23 protein-coding genes are annotated in these 20,903 nt (G+C 65.1%); 6 read left to right on the top strand and 17 right to left on the bottom strand.

Annotation, left to right across the window (positions count from 1 at the left end; translation table 11 throughout):
- Positions 1 to 21: 21 nt before the first annotated feature.
- The 4 genes from AB4Y35_RS30500 to AB4Y35_RS30485 all read right to left on the bottom strand — a co-directional run bounded on the left by AB4Y35_RS30500 (position 22) and on the right by AB4Y35_RS30485 (position 4,625).
- Entirely contained in the window at positions 22 to 1,317 is a 1,296-nt protein-coding gene (locus AB4Y35_RS30500; protein WP_368707326.1) for an MFS transporter, read from the bottom strand.
- A gap of 134 nt (positions 1,318 to 1,451) precedes the next feature.
- Positions 1,452 to 2,666, bottom strand: coding sequence for an MFS transporter (locus AB4Y35_RS30495; protein WP_368707325.1), 1,215 nt, complete (start codon positions 2,664 to 2,666; stop codon positions 1,452 to 1,454).
- Positions 2,663 to 3,454 (bottom strand): DeoR/GlpR family DNA-binding transcription regulator, encoded by a 792-nt coding sequence (locus AB4Y35_RS30490; protein ID WP_368707324.1) that lies wholly within the window; start codon positions 3,452 to 3,454, stop codon positions 2,663 to 2,665. The genes AB4Y35_RS30495 and AB4Y35_RS30490 overlap by 4 nt, the downstream gene beginning before the upstream one ends.
- Positions 3,455 to 3,590: 136 nt before the next feature.
- Positions 3,591 to 4,625 carry a LacI family DNA-binding transcriptional regulator gene (locus AB4Y35_RS30485; protein WP_368707323.1) on the bottom strand — a complete coding sequence of 345 codons (1,035 nt, stop codon included), beginning with the start codon at positions 4,623 to 4,625 and terminating at the stop codon, positions 3,591 to 3,593.
- Positions 4,626 to 4,875: 250 nt separating this feature from the next.
- On the opposite strand from AB4Y35_RS30485, the gene AB4Y35_RS30480 reads away from it, so the two are divergent.
- The 4 genes from AB4Y35_RS30480 (at position 4,876) to AB4Y35_RS30465 (ending at position 8,663) form a co-directional block, all read left to right on the top strand.
- Complete coding sequence (locus tag AB4Y35_RS30480) at positions 4,876 to 5,934, top strand: fatty acid desaturase (protein ID WP_368707322.1); 1,059 nt, start codon at positions 4,876 to 4,878, stop codon at positions 5,932 to 5,934.
- 50 nt (positions 5,935 to 5,984) lie between these two features.
- Positions 5,985 to 6,308 (top strand): non-heme iron oxygenase ferredoxin subunit, encoded by a 324-nt coding sequence (locus AB4Y35_RS30475; RefSeq protein ID WP_324156242.1) that lies wholly within the window; start codon positions 5,985 to 5,987, stop codon positions 6,306 to 6,308.
- 97 nt (positions 6,309 to 6,405) lie between these two features.
- Positions 6,406 to 7,398 carry a sugar ABC transporter substrate-binding protein gene (locus tag AB4Y35_RS30470; RefSeq protein ID WP_324156286.1) on the top strand — a complete coding sequence of 331 codons (993 nt, stop codon included), beginning with the start codon at positions 6,406 to 6,408 and terminating at the stop codon, positions 7,396 to 7,398.
- A 17-nt stretch (positions 7,399 to 7,415) separates the two neighbouring features.
- Positions 7,416 to 8,663, top strand: a complete 1,248-nt coding sequence (locus tag AB4Y35_RS30465; protein ID WP_368707321.1) for an NAD(P)/FAD-dependent oxidoreductase — start codon at positions 7,416 to 7,418, stop codon at positions 8,661 to 8,663.
- Positions 8,664 to 8,762: 99 nt separating this feature from the next.
- Here the strand turns inward: AB4Y35_RS30465 and AB4Y35_RS30460 are convergent, their stop codons facing one another.
- The 10 genes from AB4Y35_RS30460 to AB4Y35_RS30415 form a co-directional block, all read right to left on the bottom strand.
- A complete protein-coding gene (locus tag AB4Y35_RS30460; protein ID WP_368707320.1) occupies positions 8,763 to 9,893 on the bottom strand; it encodes a patatin-like phospholipase family protein in 1,131 nt (376 codons plus the stop codon).
- 143 nt (positions 9,894 to 10,036) lie between these two features.
- On the bottom strand, positions 10,037 to 10,750 hold the full coding sequence (locus AB4Y35_RS30455; RefSeq protein ID WP_368691018.1) for a GGDEF domain-containing protein: 714 nt from the start codon (positions 10,748 to 10,750) through the stop codon (positions 10,037 to 10,039).
- A gap of 49 nt (positions 10,751 to 10,799) precedes the next feature.
- Complete coding sequence (locus AB4Y35_RS30450; protein ID WP_133179388.1) at positions 10,800 to 11,186, bottom strand: DUF1987 domain-containing protein; 387 nt, start codon at positions 11,184 to 11,186, stop codon at positions 10,800 to 10,802.
- Positions 11,187 to 11,204: 18 nt separating this feature from the next.
- Positions 11,205 to 11,768 (bottom strand): SiaB family protein kinase, encoded by a 564-nt coding sequence (locus AB4Y35_RS30445; protein ID WP_368707319.1) that lies wholly within the window; start codon positions 11,766 to 11,768, stop codon positions 11,205 to 11,207.
- Between the two features lie 14 nt (positions 11,769 to 11,782).
- A complete protein-coding gene (locus AB4Y35_RS30440; protein WP_368707318.1) occupies positions 11,783 to 13,015 on the bottom strand; it encodes a SpoIIE family protein phosphatase in 1,233 nt (410 codons plus the stop codon).
- 177 nt (positions 13,016 to 13,192) lie between these two features.
- A complete protein-coding gene (locus tag AB4Y35_RS30435) occupies positions 13,193 to 13,501 on the bottom strand; it encodes a non-heme iron oxygenase ferredoxin subunit (protein WP_133179390.1) in 309 nt (102 codons plus the stop codon).
- A 43-nt stretch (positions 13,502 to 13,544) separates the two neighbouring features.
- Complete coding sequence (locus AB4Y35_RS30430; RefSeq protein ID WP_368707317.1) at positions 13,545 to 14,615, bottom strand: fatty acid desaturase family protein; 1,071 nt, start codon at positions 14,613 to 14,615, stop codon at positions 13,545 to 13,547.
- Between the two features lie 131 nt (positions 14,616 to 14,746).
- Positions 14,747 to 15,868 (bottom strand): alanine racemase, encoded by a 1,122-nt coding sequence (gene alr, locus AB4Y35_RS30425; RefSeq protein ID WP_368707316.1) that lies wholly within the window; start codon positions 15,866 to 15,868, stop codon positions 14,747 to 14,749.
- Positions 15,869 to 16,006: 138 nt separating this feature from the next.
- Entirely contained in the window at positions 16,007 to 16,609 is a 603-nt protein-coding gene (locus AB4Y35_RS30420) for an alpha/beta fold hydrolase (RefSeq protein WP_368707315.1), read from the bottom strand.
- A 37-nt stretch (positions 16,610 to 16,646) separates the two neighbouring features.
- The gene (locus AB4Y35_RS30415) at positions 16,647 to 17,540 is read right to left on the bottom strand and encodes a LysR family transcriptional regulator (protein WP_368707314.1); all 894 of its coding nucleotides are present in this window, start codon (positions 17,538 to 17,540) and stop codon (positions 16,647 to 16,649) included.
- Between the two features lie 102 nt (positions 17,541 to 17,642).
- Between AB4Y35_RS30415 and AB4Y35_RS30410 the strand changes: the two genes are divergently transcribed.
- Positions 17,643 to 18,068: a VOC family protein gene (locus AB4Y35_RS30410; RefSeq protein WP_324156224.1), complete on the top strand. Its 426-nt coding sequence runs from the start codon at positions 17,643 to 17,645 to the stop codon at positions 18,066 to 18,068.
- A gap of 21 nt (positions 18,069 to 18,089) precedes the next feature.
- Here AB4Y35_RS30410 and AB4Y35_RS30405 read toward each other — a convergent pair whose 3' ends face one another.
- The gene (locus tag AB4Y35_RS30405; protein WP_368707313.1) at positions 18,090 to 19,205 is read right to left on the bottom strand and encodes a linear amide C-N hydrolase; all 1,116 of its coding nucleotides are present in this window, start codon (positions 19,203 to 19,205) and stop codon (positions 18,090 to 18,092) included.
- 155 nt (positions 19,206 to 19,360) lie between these two features.
- Positions 19,361 to 19,645, bottom strand: a complete 285-nt coding sequence (locus tag AB4Y35_RS30400) for a hypothetical protein (protein WP_368707312.1) — start codon at positions 19,643 to 19,645, stop codon at positions 19,361 to 19,363.
- A gap of 205 nt (positions 19,646 to 19,850) precedes the next feature.
- On the opposite strand from AB4Y35_RS30400, the gene AB4Y35_RS30395 reads away from it, so the two are divergent.
- Positions 19,851 to 20,333, top strand: a complete 483-nt coding sequence (locus AB4Y35_RS30395) for a hypothetical protein (RefSeq protein ID WP_368707311.1) — start codon at positions 19,851 to 19,853, stop codon at positions 20,331 to 20,333.
- Positions 20,334 to 20,462: 129 nt separating this feature from the next.
- Here AB4Y35_RS30395 and AB4Y35_RS30390 read toward each other — a convergent pair whose 3' ends face one another.
- Positions 20,463 to 20,768, bottom strand: coding sequence for a hypothetical protein (locus AB4Y35_RS30390; RefSeq protein WP_368707310.1), 306 nt, complete (start codon positions 20,766 to 20,768; stop codon positions 20,463 to 20,465).
- Positions 20,769 to 20,903 lie beyond the last annotated feature (135 nt).

Below are 20,903 nucleotides of genomic sequence, written 5' to 3'. Positions count from 1 at the left end.
TGAGGGGCGGCTTCGGTCGCCTTACTCCTGCCGGTTCTCGGTCGCGAAGCGCATTGGCTTCACGTTGCGCGGCTCGGCTCGCGCAGCATCGAGGCCTTCGATCGAGCGCAGCCGCGCGGGCGCCGAGAACACGATGATCGCGAACTGAAGGGCGAAACCGCACGCGGCGGCCACGAGGCAACTCGTCATGCCGAGGCGCGTGCTCAGGAACGCGCCGAGCAGGGCGCCGAGAGGGCGCGCGCCGAACGTCGCCATCATGATGACCGACGAGACGCGCGCGATCAGATCGCGAGGCGTGACGACCTGGCGCAACGCCGTGGTCGAGATGGTCCAGACGATCGGCCCGAAGCCGAACAGAAAGAACGCCAGGAACACGCTGGCGCGCGAATGTGTGAGGGCGGTGCTCGCCATCAACAGCGAGCCAAGCGCGGCGCTCGTCGGGCCGAGCAGGATTTGCCGCCCGAAGACGAGCCGCCTGGCGATGATCTTGTAGAGAAACGCGCCGCCCACCATGCCGAAGCCATATACACCAAGCGCAACGCCCACGGCCGATGGCGCGAACGCGAGCCGGTGTATCGCGTACCAGGCGAACACGGCGAGCAGCAGATACCACGACGTATTGAAGACGAACGCCGTCGCCACGATGGGCCGCAGATGCGTGCTGCGCGCGATGAACTGCACGCCGTCGAAGAGTTCGCGTGCGAGCGCGCGACGCGAACGCGGGCGCGGCGCCTCGGCGGGCAGGCGTGCGAGACACCACGCGCTGGCGAGCGAGAGGGCGAACGCCGCGAGAAACGCGAACACGCCCGACGCCCAGCCCGCAAAAATGCCGCCCACGGAAGGCCCCGCCGTATAGGCGATGCTGCGCGCGATTTCGAGCCGCCGGTTGGCGGCGAGCAGGTCTCCCGTTTCGACCATGGCCGCGACGAGCGAGGGCGCGCTCACGCTGAACACCACCGTGCCGGTTGCGATGGCGAAGCCCAGCGTGCCGAGCATGTAGAGCGACAGCACGCGCGCATGGAACAGCGCGAACAGCACGAAGAGGGCGGCGGCGCGCAGCAGTTCGGTCGCGATCATGAGTGGCTTGCGCCGGCTGCGATCGGCAATGAGACCGGCGGGCAACGAGAGCAGCAGGAACGGTAGGGTATTGACGGCCTGCAGCGAGGCGCTTTGCTGTGCCGTGGCGCCCAATGCCACCACGGCGACGATCGGGATGACCGCAATGGCCATCTGCTCGCTGAATTGCGCGGCGAGACTCGCGTGCGAAAGATTGACGACGACGCGCTGTGGCGTCGCGCTTCCTGTTGTGATGCCCATTGTCGATGTCCCGAAGATCGATCCGGCGCGGGCCGGATGCGGTGATTTGAGCTTCGGGATCGAGTCTACGCAGGGCGCCTGGGTGGAGATATCCGGATCTTGTGGTGATATTCGATGCGTCGGGCGAACGCAGGTCAGTCCGCCGCGATACGATCCGCGTCGCGCGAATCTTTGCGCACTTGCACATGCGTGGCCGGTTCGCCGCGCGACGCATCGACATCGCGAACCGCGCGACTACCCGCAAAACACACCGCGAGCGTCGCGAGCACGAGCACGCCGAGCGCGAGTTGCAGCCCAACGAGCCCCGCGCCGAAGCCGATGATCGGCGGCCCCACGAGAAAGCCTGCATACCCGGTCGTCGCCGCCATCGACACACCGGTCACGGGCGGATCGGTCGTACGCCCGGCCGCGCTGAAAATCACCGGCACCACGTTGGCGAGCCCAATGCCGACGCAGATGAACCCTACCACCGCCGTAGCGAGCGCCGGCGCAGCGAGCACGGCGGCCAGACCCGCAGCCGAAAGCAGGCCGCCCAGCGCGACCACGCGCACCGCGCCCAGCCGCCGCACGAACGCGTCGCCCACCACGCGACACGCCGCCATGGCGAACGCGAACGACGTATAGCCGATGCCCGCGCTATCCGCATGAGCGGGTATTGCGGTTCGCAGATACACGGCGCTCCAGTCGGCAATGGCGCCCTCGGTCATCATGCAAAGGAACGCGAGCGCAGCGAGCTTCACGACGCCCGCCTGCGGCAGCGCGAAGCCGCCGCCCGACGCTGCCTCCGGGCGCGTGCCCACGTCGCGCAGCGAGAACAGCGCCGCGCCGACGATCAGCACGGCGATAGGAATGGCGGGCAGCGCGAGACCGCTCAGCACACCGAATCCTGCTTTCTGCAGCACCGTGCCAACCGCCGCGCCCGCCAGACCGCCCGCACTCCAGGCCGCGTGGAACGACGACATGATCGGCGCGTGCCACACTTTTTCGATTGCGCTGGCATGGCCGTTCATGGAAACGTCGAGCGCGCCATTGAGCGCGCCGAGCAGCAGCAACGCGGCACACAGCAGCGGCGCGTTGGGCGCGAGCGCAGGCAAGGGAAACGCGGCGGCGAACAGCACGCCGAGCAGGGCGGTCGCGCGGCCGCTGCCGAACTTCGGCGCGAGACGCCCCGCAAGCGGCATGGCGATGATGGCGCCCAGCGCGAAGGCAAAGAGCGCGACGCCGAGCAGGGAGTCGCCGAGGAGCAGCTTGTCCTTCACGCGCGGCACCTCGACGGCCCACGCGCCGATGCCGAAGCCGTTCGCCAGAAAGACCGCCGTGGTGGCGTAGCGTTCGCGCAGGGGCCTCATCGCGCCACCGCCACGTCGCCGCATGCGGCTTTCAGTTGCTTCAGATGGAGTTTCGGTACGTCGGCATCGACGACCAGATAGTCGAGCGAGGCGCACGGCGCGATGACGAAGGGCGCGGATGTCATGAGCTTTTCCGTGGTGACTGCCGCCGCGATCTGGCCGCTGGCCGCGACCATCGCGCGTTTCATTTCGGCATCCTCTGCATCGAAGGCCGCGATGCCGTCGGACGGATCGAGTGCGCAGGCGCCGAGAAAGCAGAGGTCGGCCTTGATCTGCCGAATCTGCACGAGCGCCGTCGCGCCCAGCGCGCCAGCGGCCTGCGCGCTCACGCGCCCGCCGATCAGGATGACTTCGATGCCCGGGCGCTCGAGCAGGCGCACACAGGCCTGCGGCGAAGTGGTGACGACTGTGAGGCCGGCGTTCTCGGGCAGGGCCGCCGCGATCTCGACGTTCGTGGAACCGGCGTCGAGCAGAATCACCTGGTTGGGTTTGACGAGCGCGGCGGCGGCGCGCGCAAGGCGCGCCTTGGCGGGCAGTTGCTCGCGCATGCGCACGGAGGCGGGCTTGTTGGCGGGCGAGATGAGCAGCGCGCCGCCATACACGCGCTTGCAGTGCCCCGCCTCGGCCAGGTCGCGCAAATGGCGCCGGATCGTGTGCTCCGAGGTGTCGAGCTGCGCGGCGAGTTCGGTGGCCAGCACGCGGCCCTCGGCACGCAGTTTTTCGAGGATCAGGCGCTCGCGCTCGTCGGGGAGCAGGCCTTCACTGGCCTCCAGGCGTGTTCGTTGCATGGGTTTCGGTTCCCGCTTGCTTGTTGGCTGGCTCGTCGAATCGAGCAAAAACGAGCATAAAGTATCGTAAACGGGCAATGCATGCAACCGGCGGTGCAAGGCTCGGGGCGCAGCCGCTTCCGCCGCTTCAGCCGCGTCAGGGCAGGGAATAGCGCGAATAGGTCTCGATCGGCACGAGCGCCTGCGCGGGCGGCGTGGCGCCGGCCGCCGCGTGGCGCATCTGTTCGACGGCCGTGCGCAGCAGCAAACGCAAATCTTGCGAGAGCAGATAGTCGATCACGTCCGTGCGCAACAGCGGCTCCGTCACGGCGTTCACCTCATGCGTCACATAGAGCGTGCGGCCCGCAAGGCCGCGCTCGCGCAGCGCCGCCGCGAGTCCTTCGTTGCCGCCCGCCACGTTGTAGATGCCGTCGAGCGCGCCGTGCATTTCCATGCAGCGCCGCGTGGCCTCGTAGGTTGCCGGACCGGAGTCGGCGCCCTTGATCACTTCGACTACGTTCACGTGGGGAAAGCGCTGGCGCAACAGCGAACGAAAGCCGATTTCGCGGTCTTCGTGGCAGGTGTACGAGAACGTTGCGACCACAACGGCAACGGAAGGCGAGGGCCGTCCCTCCAGGTGCCGGCCCACGAGGAACGCGGCCGACTGGCCCGCGGCACGGTTGTTCACGCCCACGTAGGTGTGGCGCGCATCGGCGTCGACGTCGGTGATCAGCGTCACCACGCCGAGACCCCGCGCCATGCATTCGCGCAGCGCCGACGTAATGGGCGGCGTGTTCGTGCAGATGATGCCGATGGCGTCGGCAGCGCCTTGCGCCGCATCGCGCACGCGCAGCGCAACGTCTTCGTCGCTGGCGCCCACGCAATTGACCACCTCGAGCGTCACGCCCGCCGCCGCGAACTCGGCTTCGAGGCTCGCTGCCGTGCGTGTGAGTTCCGCGGTGAAGGCGTCGCCGGCCTGCAGGAGGAGGCGCACGCGCAGCGCATGGGACGAAGTACGCGATGCCGGGGACAGCGCCTCGCCGTCGCCCGCGCCCAGTTGTCTGAGCGCGGCTTCCACGGCGCTGCGCGTGCGCGGGTGCACGCCGGGCCGGTCGTTGAGCGCCCGGTCGATGGTCGCGCGGCTTAGCTGCGTGAGTTCCATTAACTGCTTCAGCGTCGGGCGGCTCTTCATCGGGGCTCCGGAGCGAATGAGTACGATCGCATTTTGCCTCAAAATGAGTCTTTCGATTCGAATATTTGAAATTTATCTCCACGTGGAGAACGTTTTCAGGCGCCGATGGCTTAGGTAAAAACCCTCTGATGCTCAATATGAGTCATTTTATCCTTTGACGATGGCTCATTTAGAGCCTGTAATTCGACTCAAGGATGAGCGAAATCAAAGCGCCTCATCGCGTTCAATGTCATGCACGGGAGTTCGATTCATGTCCGCACAGCCAGGCTCGCCGCAGGTCATCACGATGGACGATTGGTACCGTTGTCCGCTCGACCGCAAGGTGCTCAAGGAGGTCACGCGGCGCAACGACCGGATTGCCCTGACGTATTTCGGCGGCTTCATGGCACTCGTACTCGCCACCGGCGCGCTCGCCTGGCTTTCGCTGGGCACGCTCTGGTGCATTCCGGCCTTTCTGCTGTACGGCACGATCTACGCGTTCGCCGAGGCGATGGAGCACGAACTGCGCCACCGCACGCCGTTCAGGAGCGAGTGGCTCAACGAGTCCGTGCACTGGGTGATCTGCTTCATGACCTGGCGCGAGCAGATCTACAGCCGCTGGTCGCATGCGCAGCATCACACCTATACGCACCTCACGGCCACGGTGCCCGCCGACGCCGAAATCGCTGTCAAGCGGCCGCCCAATTACCTCAAGCTCGCCACCGACTTCCTGCGCGTCTCCCATGGCATGCATCATCTCGGCAATATCGTGCTGCATAGCCTCGGCATCGTGACGAGGAGCGCGAAGGCCGTCGTGCCGGTGGTCGAATATCGGGCGATGCGCCGCAATTCGCGGGTCATGCTCGCGCTCTACGTGGCCGTTGGCGTGTGGGCGTTCGCAGTGCATAGCTGGCTGCCCGTGGTGTTCCTGCTGCTGCCCCGCGCCTACGGTGCCTGGCTGCATGAACTGCTGGCCATTACGCAGCACACCGGTTTGCGCGAGAACGAACTCGATCACCGCTTCTCCACCCGCACGCTGCGCCTGAACCCCGTGCTGCAGTTTCTGTACTGGAACATGAACTATCACGTCGAGCACCACATGTTCCCCAACGTGCCGTTTCATGCGCTGCCCAAACTGCGCAAAGCGATCGAGGCAGACTTGCCGCTCGCTTATGACGGTCTGTTCGACGCGTGGGCCGAGATCGTGCACGTGTTGCGCATGCAGCGCGACGACCCGGACTACATGATCACGCCGCAGGTGCCCGGCAAGACGGCGGGTGTCACGCGCGAGGCCGCCGCTGCGAATGCCTTTGCCGCCGATACGCAATGACGCCAGCGCTACCGCTGTTTTTTCGAAAGATGAAGATGGAGGAGACGACCATGAACATTCTTCAATGGCACGAGGTGTGCGCGAGCGACGAACTCGAAGAAGAGGACGTGATGGAGTTCGAGCACGAAGGCGAGCTGTACGCGATCTATCACACGCCCACGGGCTACTACGCGTCCGCAGGGGTCTGCACGCACGAAACGGCGCGTCTCGCGCAAGGTCTCGTGTTCGGCGACATCATCGAATGTCCGATGCATATGGGACGTTTCCATATTCCCTCGGGTGCGGCCAAGGGGGCGCCGGTCTGCGTGAACCTCGTCACGCACCCGGTCAAGGTGGAGGGCGGCACGATCTTTCTCGGGCTCGCTGCGGATTGATTCGGCATACGAATTTGTGAATCACCACGATAACGACGCAACTTAGGAGACAGCCGTGAACGTTCCTTTCCTGAAGGTCTTGCCACTGGCGGCGACGGTGCTCGCACTCGCACTGAGTCCCGCGGCGCACGCGGACCCCGTCGCGCATTTCGACTTCATTTCGCATGCGCCCGATTCGGATGCGTGGTGGAACACTGTCAAGAACGGCATCAAGCAGGCGGATCAGGACTTCAATGTCCAGACCGACTACCGTAATCCGCCCAATGGCGATATCGCCGACATGGTGCAGCTCGTGAATCAGGCGGCGGCGCGCAATTACGACGGCGTGGTCACGACCATTGCGGATTTCGATCTGCTCAAGGGCGCCGTGTCGCGCCTGAAAGCGAAGAACATTCCCTTCATCACCGCGAATACGGGCACCGAGCAGCAGAGCGCCGAGCTTGGCGCGCTCATGCACGTGGGCCAGCCCGAATATCTCGCGGGCAAGGAGGCGGGCTTGCGCGCAAAGGCGGACGGCGTGAAGACGTTCCTGTGCGTGAATCATTACGCCACGAATCCGCTTTCGTTCGAACGCTGTCGCGGTTTTGCCGACGCCATCGGCGCGAACATGAAAACCTCGGTGCTCGATGCAGGCACCGATCCCACGGGCATAGAATCGAAGGTGAGTGCGTATCTGCGCAACCACCCGGACACCCAGGCCGTGCTCACGCTCGGTCCGACCTCGGCCGATCCGACGATACGCGCGGTGAAAAGCCTCGGGCTGGCGGGCAAGATCTGGTTTGCGACTTTCGATATCGATTCGGACGTCGCGAAGGGCATCAAGGACGGCACGATCAAGTTCTGCACCGACCAGCAGCCGTATTTGCAGGGCTATATTCCGGTTGCCCTGCTGGCGATCATGCATCAGAACCACAACAACGACGTGCTGCAGGCGCGCACCGCGCTCGAGCAGAACCCGAAGTTCCAGCAGCGGCTGAAGGACTATGGGCTCAAGCCCGTGTACGAGGCGCGCAATATCAGCTCCGGGCCGGGCTTCATCACGCCGCAGAACATTCAGCAGGTGTCTGCGCTCGCGGGCCAGTATCGTTGAGCGCGCAAGGAGTCAGCATGAGTGCGGGCGATGCCATGGTGGTGATCGGCGGCGGCCAGTGCGGTGCACGCGCCGTGCAGGTGCTGCGCGAAGGCGGCTGGCAAGGCGCGATCACGCTGATCGCCGACGAAGCCGCGCAACCGTACGAACGGCCGCCGCTTTCCAAGGCGGTGCTGCTGGGCGAGCGCACGCCGGAACAGGGCGCGATACACCGCGAGGCGTTTTATCGCGAGCACGGTGTCGATCTGCGCAGCGGCTGCGGCGCGAGCGCGATCGATCGCGCTGCGCACACGGTAACGCTCGCGAACGGCGAGACGCTTGCCTACCGTCGCCTTCTGATCGCGACCGGTGCCGAGCCTCGCCGCATGAGCGTGCCCGGCGCGGACCTCGCGGGCGTGCACGTGTTGCGCAATGCCGGCGATGCGCTCGCCATCGCCGGCGAACTCGGGCCGGGGCGGCGCATCGCCGTGGTCGGCGCGGGCTTCATCGGGCTCGAGGTCGCTTCCTCGGCCGTGCAGCGCGGCTGCGAAGTCGTCGTGTTCGAAGCCGCGCCGCGCGCGTTGATGCGTGCGGTTCCCGCGGAAGTCGCTCAGTGCCTCGTGGACCTTCATCGCGAACGAGGCGTCGACGTGCGCTTCGACGTCCAGGTGCAGCGCTTCGAGGGCGACGGGCGCGTCAATGCCGTTGTGCTCGGCGACGGAACCGTCGTGCCTTGCGATGCCGTCGTAGTCGGCATTGGCGTCGCGCCGCGTGTGGCGCTCGCGCAGGAAGCGGGTCTCGCGATCGACAACGGCATTGCGGTCGATCCCGCGCTGCGCACCAGCGACCCCGATATCTACGCAGCGGGCGACGTGTGTTCGTTCGTGCATCCGCTGTACGGGCGGCGCATTCGTCTCGAATGCTGGCGCAACGCCGAGGACCAGGCGCGCGTGGCCGCGCTCAACATGCTCGGCCGAGACGAGGCGCACAGCGCCGTGCCGTGGTTCTGGTCCGATCAATACGACATGACGATCCAGATCGCGGGCTTGCCCGCGTTCGGCTCGACGAAGGCCGTGCGCGCGACGGGCACGGCATCGCAGGTGTTCTTCGCGTTCGACGAAGCGGGCGTGCTGGTGGGCGCGAGCGGCGTGGGACAAACGGGCGAAATCGCCCGCGACGTACGGATTGCGCAGGAACTGATTGCGCGCCGTGCGCGCATCGAACCCGAGCTTCTTGCCGACGGCGCGACCAGACTGAAGTCGTTGCTCGCCGCTGCCGTGCACTGAACGACCAGACCGATCTGCTCGGCCGGTGGCTCCACCCGCCGGCTTTTTTCCACTGTGGTTCGAGTGGGGCGATACGGGCTTGATGCCCTGTCGCTTTTTTTATTCTTCGTCCGCGCTGTAGACGCTGAGGCCTTCTATCGGGTCCATCGGGGCTTCCCAGGGTCTGGCTTCGATCGCGCGCATGGCGGCCTCGTAGCCCGCGCGCCGGCGCGCGGCGATGCCCGACGGGGTGAAGTCGATGTCCTTCAACTGGTCGTCGCCGTCGAGTCGCGGCGCCGCCAGCTTGATGAGCCGCATGGTGGTCTCGCAGCCCCATGCCGCCAGCTCCTTCACATCGAGTGCGTCGCGCTCGTCCGCGGGCACGCGCTTCGCCAGTTCGCGGATCACGTGGCGCAAGCGGTGGATCTGCTGTTGGCGCGCGATATGGCTTTCCGTGCGGCTCGCGTACTGAATGTCCTTTTGCCGTTCTGCGATCTGCCAGATGCTTTGCGGCTCCGGGCCCGCTGGATTCCACACCTGCACCGAGAAGATCACCGAACTGTGGCGCGGCTTGTCGTCCAGCACGACCTCGACCGGCGTATTGGAATAGATGCCGCCGTCCCAGTACGGCTCGCCGTCGATGCGCACCGCCGGGAACGCGGGCGGCAGCGCGCCCGAACTCATGATGTGTTCGACGTCCAGGTGCTGGTCGCGCGAATCGAAATAGCGCATCGCACCCGTGCGTGCGTTCACCGCGCCCACGGTGAGGCGCGGGTGCCCGGCGTTCAGCAATTCGAAGTCGACGAGGGAAACGAGCGTGTCGCGCAGCGGGGCGATCTTGTAGTAAGACGCGCGATCGACACCGAGGCGCGCGAGCGGTCCGAACCACGACGCCGGGTTGGGCTGGAAGAACCCCGCAATGCCGCCGCCGATGATCATCAGCTTTGCAAACGTCTTGTCCCAGCCGGGCGCGAAGCCAGGCCACGCGACTGGCACGTCGAGACGGGTGTGGTCGGTGACGCGGTGCCAGAATTCGTCCAGACGCGCGAAGCGGTGCTCGGGTGCGTTTCCGGCGATCAGTGCAGCGTTGATGGCGCCAATGGAGGTGCCGATCACCCAGTCCACCTGGATGCCGGCTTCGTGCAGCGCCTCATAGACGCCGAGTTGATAGGCGCCCAACGCGCCGCCGCCCTGCAACACGAGTACGACTTGCCCTGGCAATGCCAGGCTTGCCGGCTGCTTCGCTGTCATCGATCGCCTCGCTGTTTTGCTCTACCGGCGCGCGCTTTCGTGACCTGCATTCTTCAGACGCGTCGCCGTTTTCTCCGCACCATTGTAGTGGCGTTCGGAAAAGACGAGCGTTGCGTGGCAACGGCCCGGATGGCCGCCGTCGCTCAACCCGCCGAAGCGATCTGCCCTTCGAACGTCACGCAGTTGCGGCCGCCGCGCTTGGCGGTGTACAGCGCGGAATCGGCGAGTCCGTACGCCGTATCGAAATCGGTGCCGGCCGGATTGTCGCTGACGCCGAAGCTAGCGGTGATGGGGCGGCACACCGGCGCGGCGAACGCGTGATTCGCAATGGCCGCGCGCATGCGCTCGGCGAGTTGCAAGGCATCGGCGATGTCGAAGCCCGGCAAGACGACCGTGAACTCTTCGCCGCCCACGCGACCGATGATGCCGGTCTCGCCGAGAATGCGCCGCAGGCAGTTCACGATGCCCGAGATCACGCTGTCGCCGGCCGGGTGCCCGAAGTCGTCGTTGACCTTCTTGAAGTCGTCGATGTCGAGCAGGATCATCACCGCCCGATTCGCGCGCAGCGCCTTCACCGTGCGTTCGATCACGGCGCTGCGATTGAGCACGCCGGTCAGCGCGTCGTGCGTCGCGCGATATTGCAGTTGCTGCGTGAGCGCCTGCATTTCGCGCTCGGCGCGATCGCTGCGTCCGATCAGGCGGCGCGTTTCGCGCATCAGGCGCTCGTAGTGCTGGATCAGCTCAATGAGCGCCTCGCGATGACTGTGCGCGTACGCCTCCGGAGCCTCGGCAATCATCCGGGCCCGCTCCAGCGCCTCGCTTTCGCTGCGGAACAGGTCGAGGTAGTGATCCTTCATTGCGTCCCGCAGGCCAGTCGTTTCCACGCGCGTCGTCCTCAAAGCGTCCTCACGTTGCAACCGGGCAATCATTGAACTTGATTGCGGTGAAGTCGGTTTGCAGTTCCTCGCCGAATTCGAGGATCGTTTCGTCTTCTTCGTCGCGATACCAGTTCACCTGCACCTGGTTGCCCGCCGCGGCAGCGCGATCGAGGGCGTCGAACACGCTGAACAGCATTTTCGTGCTCGAGCTGTTGAAGTAGGTGAGCGTGACCTCGACCGTGATCGCGGCGTTTTCGCAGTCCTTGAGCCAGAGATTGAGCCGCTCGATGATCGGCGCATAAAACGCGGCGGCATGCTCGGGATACGATTCGCCTCGCAGAGACAGCACGTTTTCGTCGAAGCGGAAGTCGATTTCCGGTGACGTTGCCGTGGCGGCGATAAAAAGGTTTTCCATTTTGTACGCGTGCCCTGGTCAGATGATGGTCTTGAGGCAAAACAGTGTGGTGCCCGTATCGTCTTCGCGTGGATGAAACGCGAATTCGAGCGGCGCACTGGCGTCGCGCGCCATCGTCAGAAAACCCAGTCCCGCGCCTTTGCTGTCGGCAGGCGTGTCGGCGCGCAGCGACATCTTGTAGGCCTGCTTGATTTCTTCGATCGACATGTTGCGCAGCGGCTCCAGCTTCTCGCGCAAGGCGTCCACGGCCGCCGTGGCGATGGGATTCACGCATACCATGAGGTGGCGCTCGCCTTCGGCGGAAATGCACATCGCGCCTTCGCGTATTGCGCCGCCTTGGCCTTGATCTTCCGAGAGCGCGTCGCACGAGTAGTGCACGATATTGTGCGAAAGCTCGATGAACGACGAGAAGATCCTTCTGCGCGTGGACGAGCTCAGTCCCGCCACTTCCAGTTGCAGTTTGACGACCTCGCTCATCGCCGCGACGATGCTGTGCGAGAAATAGCCTTTGTGATAGAAGAGCAAACTGCGCTTCTGTGCGATTTCGAAGAAGCAGCAGTTTTGATCCAGAATTCCAGACATATTGGTGAACTACCTCAAACTCGTGCGAAGAAAAGCGTGACGTCGTCGCGACGCGCCTGTGAGCCTTGCCATTCGGCGAAGGTTTCGAGCAAGCGTGCGCAGATGAAAGAAGAAGCGTGCTCGCGCTCAGCGAGAATCCGGTCGAGCGTCCGGCGTTTGCCGAAGGCGATTTTTCGCGGGCCGCCAATCTGATCGGTCAGGCCATCCGTGGAAACGAACAGCAGGCTGCCGCGCGGCACAGCGACAGCGTGCTGGCTCCACGTGTAATCGGCGAGGCTGTCGACATAGCCAACGCCCATGCGGTCGCCGGCAATGCTTTCGAACTCTTGCGCGTCCGCACGCAAGACGTGCAGCGCGACCCGCGCACCCGCAAAGTGCAGCACCTGGCTGGCGGCGTCGAACCAGAAGAACGCGGCGTCCAGACCGTCGTTGGACTGCGGGGCGTCGCCGGCGCCGTTGATTTGTCCGAGCAGGCCCTTCACGTTGCGATTGACGGCTGCCAGCAGCGCGGAGGGATTGCGCGGGCCGATCTGTTCGAGCGCCTGCGAGAGCGACGCCGAGGCGAGCAGGGTCATGAACGCGCCGGGCACGCCGTGTCCCGTGCAATCGGCCACCGCGCCGAACCAGCCATCGGCGAACGCCGCGAAATGGTAGAAGTCGCCGCCCACCACGTCGCGCGGTTCCCAGACGAGCGCGGCATCGGGCAGCATGGTCGCGAGCGTTTCGCGCGAGGCGCGCAGCATGGCTTGCTGGATCACGCTCGCATACTCGATGCTCTGCATGATCTGCCGATTCTTTTCCGCCTGCATTTCCGCGACGATGGACAGCAGGCGCAAGCCGTTGCCCACGCCAGCGAAGCGGCCGTCGCGCGTCACGATGAAACCGTCGACCAGCGCCTTTTCGCCGACTTCAACCGTTTTGAACGTGAGCGCCTCGATGCTCATGGCCGCATCGACGATCAATGGCTCTTTGTCCATGAATGCGATGCAGCTCTTCTTGTCGTACAGCTCGCGGTGAAACGGCTTGCTCATTTGCGACAGAAAAATATCGCGGTTGATGAGCCCGATGGGGCGATCGTTTTCGATCACTGCGAGACTGGCCATGTCGCGCCTCGAATAGAAGATCTCCATGACGAGAGAGTTCGAATCCGAAGCGTCGATGGCCGGCACTTCCAGAGCCAGTTCTCCGGCGCTGCGCGGGCCTACGGGAAGACCCGGACGACGAAACTGCGCGAGCGCGGGGTGCATGACTATCCATTCCGATTAATATGGAGAATCAGCACGCTAATGGCTATTTATGTCATTCTCGTTACATGGGCGAGAGTAAGCGCTCGAGTTCGCTTGTTTAATACACCGTAATGATCGGTGAATGCCACGCTAACGTTTGCGCGTTTTTTTCGCTTCCCTTTGCAAGGTTTCGGTGCATCACACTTCAATATAGATCCGTCCGCCTTCGACCCTGGCCGGATACGTGGCGAGCTTCTCACATACTGGCGCACAAAGCGGCTTGCCGTCACGCACGTCGAAGCGGCCATTGTGCTTCGGACATTCGATCACATGACCCATGACGAGGCCGTCGCTCAGGTGCACGTGCTCGTGCGTGCAGAGCCCGTCGCTCGCGTAGACCTGGTCTTCCACGCGGTAGATTGCGAAGGTGCGTCCGCCGTGGTCGAAGCGCATGACGTCTTCGTCTTCGATATCGTCGAGTGCGGCAGCGTCGATCCATTGGGTCATCGGGTGTCTCCAGATTGATATTGAAGGTTGCGCGCGCAACGGCTCAGGCTTCGGCGTGACCCGGCACCGGGCGCGCCACGTGATAGTAGGGATCGCGTGTTTGCCGCACGAGCGCGGGAATGATTTCCGCGTAGGCGGCAAGGCTGCTGCGATAGGGCGGCGGCATATCCATTTTCACGACTTCGTGCAGGCGCGGCAGCGCGTGAAAAGGAACCATCGGAAACATATGATGCTCGACGTGATAGTTCATGTTCCAGTAGAGAAAGCGGAACACGCGATTCATCATCACCGTGCGGCAGTTGCGCCGGTGGTCGAGCACGTTCTCGGGCATGCCCGCGTGCTGCGTGAGGCCGAAGTAGAGATAAAGCCACGCGCCGAAGAGGCTCGGCAGGCCGATATAGAGCAGCGGCAGGATGCTGCGAAAGCCGATGCACGCGCCGATCACCATCGCGTAGACGAGCAGGCTCAGGCGCGCTTCGCGAATGGCCTTGGGCCATTCGGACGCGGGCACGAAGCTTCGTTCTTCCGCGCCCAGGCGTCCGCACGCAGCGGAGATCATGCGCGGCAGCTCGCGCGAGGCGTGCTTGAGCGCAAAGATGTTGAGGGCGAGCGAGAGCCAGTCGGTGGGGCGCGGTGCGGCGATCTCGGGATCGCGGCCCACCACGAGCGTGTCGGTGTGATGGCGCGCGTGGCTCCAGCGCCAGATCGTTGCGCAGCGGAACACCTGGAACGACGCGATCTGATAGAGCACGTCGTTCATCCAGCGCGTCTTGAATGCGGTGCCGTGCCCCGCTTCGTGCCAGCGCGAATCGGCGGGGCTGCAATAGAGGGTGCCGTAGAGCAGGAACGCGGGCACGGCCCACCATGAATGCGCGTGCCAGAGGAACCCGGCGAGCACGCCGCTCGCGACGATGGCCGCGTACCAGATCACGGTGTCGCGGATGGCGCGCGCGTCGCTGCGCTGCATCAACTGCTTCATCACGGGGCGCGGCACGGCGCACCGGTACCAGTCCGCGTTGACGAGGCCCGCTGCGCGCGCGCGTTCGCCTGCACCGCCGATGAGCCGGTAGTCCGCATGATGCGGCGCGTAGGCGTGAGTCTCCTGGTCGGCCACGTGTGTCTCCTTGAAGTGTTGGCGGCGCGCGGCGTGCGATGCGCCGCGCGTTTCAACACAAAAATAGGTGACGCAAGGCCCGGGCTCAACCGGAAGTTTGACGAAATTTCGTCAGCGAGCTTTCGGCGTCGTCAGGCCGCCACGCGCTCGCCGTGTGTTTGTGCGGCGCGGGCCGTATCCGCGCCGTCGGCCACGACCACCGGCACGCGCAGCGCCAGGGCGCACATCAGCTCATAGCCGATGGTGCCCGACGCTTCGGCCACGTCGTCCACGCGCACGTGGTCGCCCCACAGCTCGACGCTCGAACCGATGCCCGCCTGCGGGCACGGCGTGAGATCGACCGTGAGCATGTCCATCGAGACGCGGCCGACCACGCGCGTGCGCACGCCATCCACGGCAATCGGCGTGCCGGTGGGCGCGTGGCGCGGATAACCGTCCGCATAGCCGCACGCCACCACGCCGATGCGCATGGGCCGGTCGACCGCGAAGGTGCGGCCGTAGCCGATGGTTTCCTGCGGCGCGAGCGTCTGCACGCCGATGATGCGGCTCGTGAGCGTCATGGCCGAACGCAGCCCGAAGCCTTCCAGATGCCGCGCCACGCCAGTGGGCGACGCGCCATAGAGGATCGTGCCGGGGCGCACCCAGTCGCGATGCGCGCGCGGGTGCCAGAGCACGCCCGCCGAATTCGACACCGACTGCTCGCCGGGAATGTCCTGCACCGCCGCGTCGAAGGTGTCGAGCTGCCAGTCGATGTGGCCGTCGTCGGCGTTCGCGAAGTGCGTCATGAGGCCGATCGCGCCGATCGACGCAATGCCGCGTGCGCGTTCCCACGCGGCGCGATACGCATGGGGACGGAAACCCAGGCGGTTCATGCCCGAGTTCATCTTCAGCTGGATATCGATGGGCTGCTGCGGCTTCGCTGCCGCGAGCAGATCGAGCTGCTCGTCGCAATGCACGGCCACGGTGAGCCGGTGCGCTGCGGCCAGCTCGATGTCGGCGGGTTCGAACACGCCTTCGAGCAGCAGCAGCGGTTTGGTCCAGCCCAGTTCGCGCACGCGCACGGCTTCATCGAGGTCGAGCAGGGCGATGCCGTCGGCGCCCGCGAGCGCCGGATAGATGCGCTCGATGCCGTGACCGTACGCATTGGCCTTGATCACGGCGAAGGCGCGCGAGCCGGCGGCGCTCTGCTTCGCCAGCTGCAGGTTGTGACGGATGGCGTCGGGTTGAATGCGGGCGACGATGGGGCGCGGCATAGGCGTTCCTGTGGGTTGGACGGCGACGGTCTAGTGGTTTGTGCAATCGTATTGATTTTCGTCCAGTTATATTTAATGTATTTCTGGACGAATTTGGTTGAAACGACTGTCGCTTCGATCGGCCCGCCGTGTAGCCGATCAGTCCACTAGCAGATGCGCATCCACGAGCGGTGCCAACGCCTCGGCATGGACGCTCGCGAGATCGTGCTCGCCGCCGTGCACCACGTGCAGCGTGGATTTCGCGAGCAGGGCGTTGAGCCGCTCGCCGACCGCGACGGGACTCAAGGGATCGTTGTCGCCCCAAAGCAGCAGGGCCGGCTGGGTGATGCGTGATATCTGGTTCGAAAGGTCCGCATGGAACGAGACGAACCACTCGGGGAACGCGCTCGTGTCGCCCGCGCGCCAGTTCTGCGCGCCGAGCGCCGCGGTGTCGATACCGCCCGACGTGACCGAGAGCACCACATGCGTGACGAACTGCGGCTTCTCGAGCGCCGCGCACACGGCGATGACGCCGCCCATCGACTGGGCGATCAGCGCCGTAGGCCGATCGAGCATGGCCAGCACGCGCTGCACGATGGCGTCGATGCTGGCGACCGCCGGGTCCGGCGGTTCGCCGCCAAAACCCGGATAGCCGACGAAGCGGCGCGCTGCCGGCGTGGCGAGCCGATCGGACAGCGGTTGCCAGAAGGCCTTGTTGCCGGAGGCGCCGGGCAGGAAAAGCAATTGTTCGGGAGTGCTCACGTGTGTTTCTCCAGGGGGCGTGCAAGGCATGCCGGGTTCATGGCGCCTCGTCCGCCGGCTGTTGCTCACGGGCGCGCGATTCGAGCAGCTGGATCAGCAGGCGCGCAGGCTCGCTCAGCGTACCGGGCGCGCGATGCACGAGGCCGACGTCGCGGTGGAACGTGTGCTGCCCGAGATCGATCGCGCGCACCCTGGCGGGCCAGCGCCGCCACGCCGACGTTTGCGGCACCAGCGCGACGCCCACGCCGTTCGCGACGAGCCCGACGATGGCCTCCAGTTCGTCGAGCTCGCTCAGGTCCTGCACGGTGTAGTGCATGCGGCGCAGGAAGCGGTCGACCTGGCGCCCGCCAAACGATGCCCGATCGTAGCGGATGAAGGGTTGCGTCGCCAGCAGCTCGGCCCAGTCGTGGCCTTTCACGTGACGCGGCACGATGAGCCGGAACGGCTCGCGTGCGAGCGTGGTCCAGCGCAAGTCGCTTTGCAGTGCGAAGGGTGGCCGGATGATGGCCGCCATGTCGATTTCGCCCGCATCCACGAGATTGTGAAGCTCCATCGAAACGCCGGGGATCACGCGCGTGCGGCAGCCGGCACAACGGCGGTGGAATTCGGCGAGCGCCTCGGGCACCAGCGCGCGCTGCACGGAAGCGATTGCGCCGAGCGCGACGCGCCCGGTCGCCGCGGGACCGGCCGCGCTCGAACTGAGGTTTTCATAGAGCCGGATGACTTCGTGCGCCTGGGCGAGGATCTGCTGGCCCATCGCGTTCAGACGCGCGGCGCGCCCCTCGCGGTCGAACAGCGCGAAACCCAGCTCCGCCTCGAGTCGCTGCATTTGCGCGCTCACGGCGGCCTGGGTCAGGCCGATCTTCTGTCCCGCCGCGGCGAACGTGCCTTCTCTCGCCACGGCCACGAGGGTTCTGAGTTCGCGTATCATTCATCAAGAATATTTGTATATTAGAAAATTATATATTGATTTTGTTTTTGATTCGGCCTCTCTACCATGGCGGGATCGCTTTCGAAGACAGTGGAGACACGCATGTCGCTTTCCCCCTTTCACCTCGCCATTCCCGTTTATGACCTCGCAGCCGCGCGCGACTTCTACGGCCGCGTGTTCGGCCTCGCGGAAGGTCGCTCCAGCGCGCAGTGGGTCGACTTCGACTTCTTCGGCCATCAGCTCGTGATTCACGAGCACCCGAAAACGGCCTCGCAGGACCACGCGCACACGAACCCCGTGGACGGCCACGACGTGCCGGTGCCGCACTTCGGCGTCGTGCTGGGCTGGGGCGACTGGGAGGCGCTGGCCGAGCGCCTCAAGACCTTCGGCGTGCAGTTCGTGATCGAACCTTACGTGCGCTTCAAGGGGCAGGTGGGCGAGCAAGCCACGATGTTCTTGCTCGACCCGTGCGGCAACGCGCTCGAATTCAAGGCGTTCAAGGACATTGGCCAGCTGTTCGCCAAATAAGCGCGACTCGCCGCAAGGTGGTCAAGGCGCGGGCGCAGGCATGAACCTGAACGACGGCGTCGTCACGAAATTGCCCGACACCTCGCCCGAATACACCTGGCCCGAATCGATCGTGAGCTTCATCACGGGCGCACCGGGCTTGAGGTCGAGCTTGCTCAGCGAGATCCAGAAGGTGTCGGGGCGCGTGGCGGAATCGAAGTAATAGACGCGGTTCGTCTGGTCCGCGACCGTGCGCCAGATCGTCGACGAGAGATTCGGCATGTTGGGCGTGGTGATGCCGAGCGGCACGCTCACCGAGCGCATGAGGCTCATCACGCTCGCCACGGCCTGATAGTTGGGGTTCTGCTGCGGCACGCCCGCCATATAGGCCGGGTCGGGCTTCTTGGGAATGGCGTCGAGCAGAAACGAGGTGCGCACGAAACGGTCGGCCGCGCGATTCGTGCCGGGCAGAAAGGCGAGACCGCCCACGCCTTTCCAGTACGTGTCGAGCGCGAGCTGTTCGGGGTAGATCGGCGAGTTCGTCATCACCTTGTACGCCTTGTCGTGCATGATCACGAGCTTGCCGTCGAGATATTCGAGGATCGCCGAATCGCCTTGCGAATCGGATAGCGCGAGGTGGATCGTGATCGGTTTGCCGTCGGGCAGCGGTGGCGCAATGATCTGGAACGGCTCGTGGCCCAGCGCATTCACGGCCTCGCCGACGGTGGCGAAATTGTCGAGCACGTATTGCGCCCACAGGCTGATGGCGAGCGGCTGCTGCCCCGAGTTGGGCTTGCCGTAATCGGTTTCGGCGAGATAGAGCGCGTTGGCCACGAGGCCGCGCTCATTCATGCCGTCCACACTGCCGATGTCGTAGCCCGAGACCACCACGCTGCCGTATTTCGAGCGCCAGTGTGGCGAGCGCGGTCCCGCGTTGCCGTCGCGTTCGATCCCGGCCGGGAAGACCCAGAGGTTCGAGCGCATGTCCTCTGACCAGTCCATCGAACGCCCCGTGATGACGAGGCCGCTGTCGCCCACGTAGAGTGCGCGCGTGCAGGCAAGCGCCGGGTCGATGAGGAGCGGCGCGGTCAGCAAGGCGAGCGAAGCGGCAAGCGTGCAGCCTTTCAGGCGCAGACGCGAACGAACCAGACGGGACATGATGGCGTTCCAGTTGCAGGACGCGCCGATCATGTCATGGAAGGCGATTTCGGCCGTTCCAACATGGCCGAAGCACAAGCATGCTCCCGCACGCGCTATGCGGCGCGGATAGCCAGGTGCGGTTGTCGCTGGCCGGCTGTCGGTTTATCGGCGGCTCAGTGGTGCAGATAAAGCACGGCGCGCGAATGCGAGTGCGCGCCCGTACCCGACTGCGACGTGCCGCCCGGCACGCCGCCCACGCCCCACAGCGTTGCATCGTCGGCGCCGCTGCGCGTCGCGACGCGGGCTTCGGCGGCGTGCACGTCGGCGGGAAGCTGTGCATGCGCCGCGGGGCCGCTGTTCAAATCGAGCTGGGCGTAGGCGCTGCCGGTTTGCGCGAAGGCAGCGGCCGGCAAGATTAGCGCCGCAACGAGCGCGGTTGCATAGATTCCGGTTTTCATGATCCGACCTCCATCGTGTTCGCCGCGATGCCGCCGCCTGCGAAGGGCCTGGCGGCTCGCAAAACGAGCATAGGAGCGGATTCTTAACGGTGGATTAATGCCAATGCGCAGACGCGTTTTAAGCGATTTTTAAGTCTTGCTCGACATAGTAGAAAACGCCTCCCGGCGCAAACCGCGCTTGGAGACTCGAACAATGGAGGATGAGATGCGTTTTCGCACTGCTATGGCGGCGGCCGCACTGGTGTGCGCACCGGCCCTCGCATTGGCGGCCCAGCCGCTTTTCGTCAACGTCGACGGCCACCTCGTTCCGGCTCAGGGCGAGACCCATGTGGTCCAGACCTCGGCAGGCCCGCTCAAGATCAGTACGTGGAGCTGGCATAGCCCGAACGGCGCCAGCAGCATTCAGGTTCAGAGCAGCAGCGGCGGACCGCCGCCCGCGTGGGCGCTGCAGCAGATGCGCGCAATGACCACGCAGATGTGGGCCATGCAGGCCCAGATGCAGCAACTCCAGCAGGCGGCATTCAGCGGTCAGTTCGCGATGCCCACACCGATGCCGGTGCTGTTCGCGGTGCCCGCGTGGGCGATGCCGGGGCCGGTGATCGTCGTCGATCCGGGGCATGCGCCGGCGCCTGCATCGGGACAACCGCCCGCGGTCGTGCCGCCGCACACGCCGGCAGTGAAAGCGTAAGCGCGCAACACTGTGAGAGCAGGGCCGCCAGTCGACTCTGGCGGCCCGCAACAATAATCAGGAAAACTGATGATTGTACGCGTGCAGGCGTGCAGGCGTGCAGGCGTGCGGACGTGCAGCGTGTGAGTGCTAGGGCTGCTGCCAGTGGAAACGATCGCCGCGCAGGGGCGCACCTTCATCGTCGAGCTTTTTATCGCCGCCCGGGAGCGCTTCGAAATACGTCTTGTCGTCTTTCTGAGTCCCCGTATGCAACGCGGCGCGCGAAATGCCCGGCGGGATGGACGAGGGGGAGGCGGGAGGCCAATGGAGCGTGGCAGGTGCCGCGCTCTGGGGAGAGGGCAGATCCGTGCTTTCGTTCGCCGCGGCGAGGCCCATGGCCCATGCGGCCGGGACCGAAGCCAGAACGATCAGCACGGGGAACGTAGCGTGTCTCATACTCGGTCACCACGTGAATGCACTGACTGGCCCTGTATTTTATGTCGCGGCTTAGCGAATTTCCAGGCGCCGGCATCACGCAAAGCAGCAAGCCGGGCACGGGTGCGCCACCTTTCGTCCAGCTGTCCAATTCAG

Origin of the sequence: Paraburkholderia sp. EG286A (genome assembly GCF_040965375.1) — a bacterium.
Taxonomy (GTDB): Bacteria; Pseudomonadota; Gammaproteobacteria; order Burkholderiales; family Burkholderiaceae; genus Paraburkholderia.
This window is presented reverse-complemented; position numbering and strand designations above follow the sequence as displayed.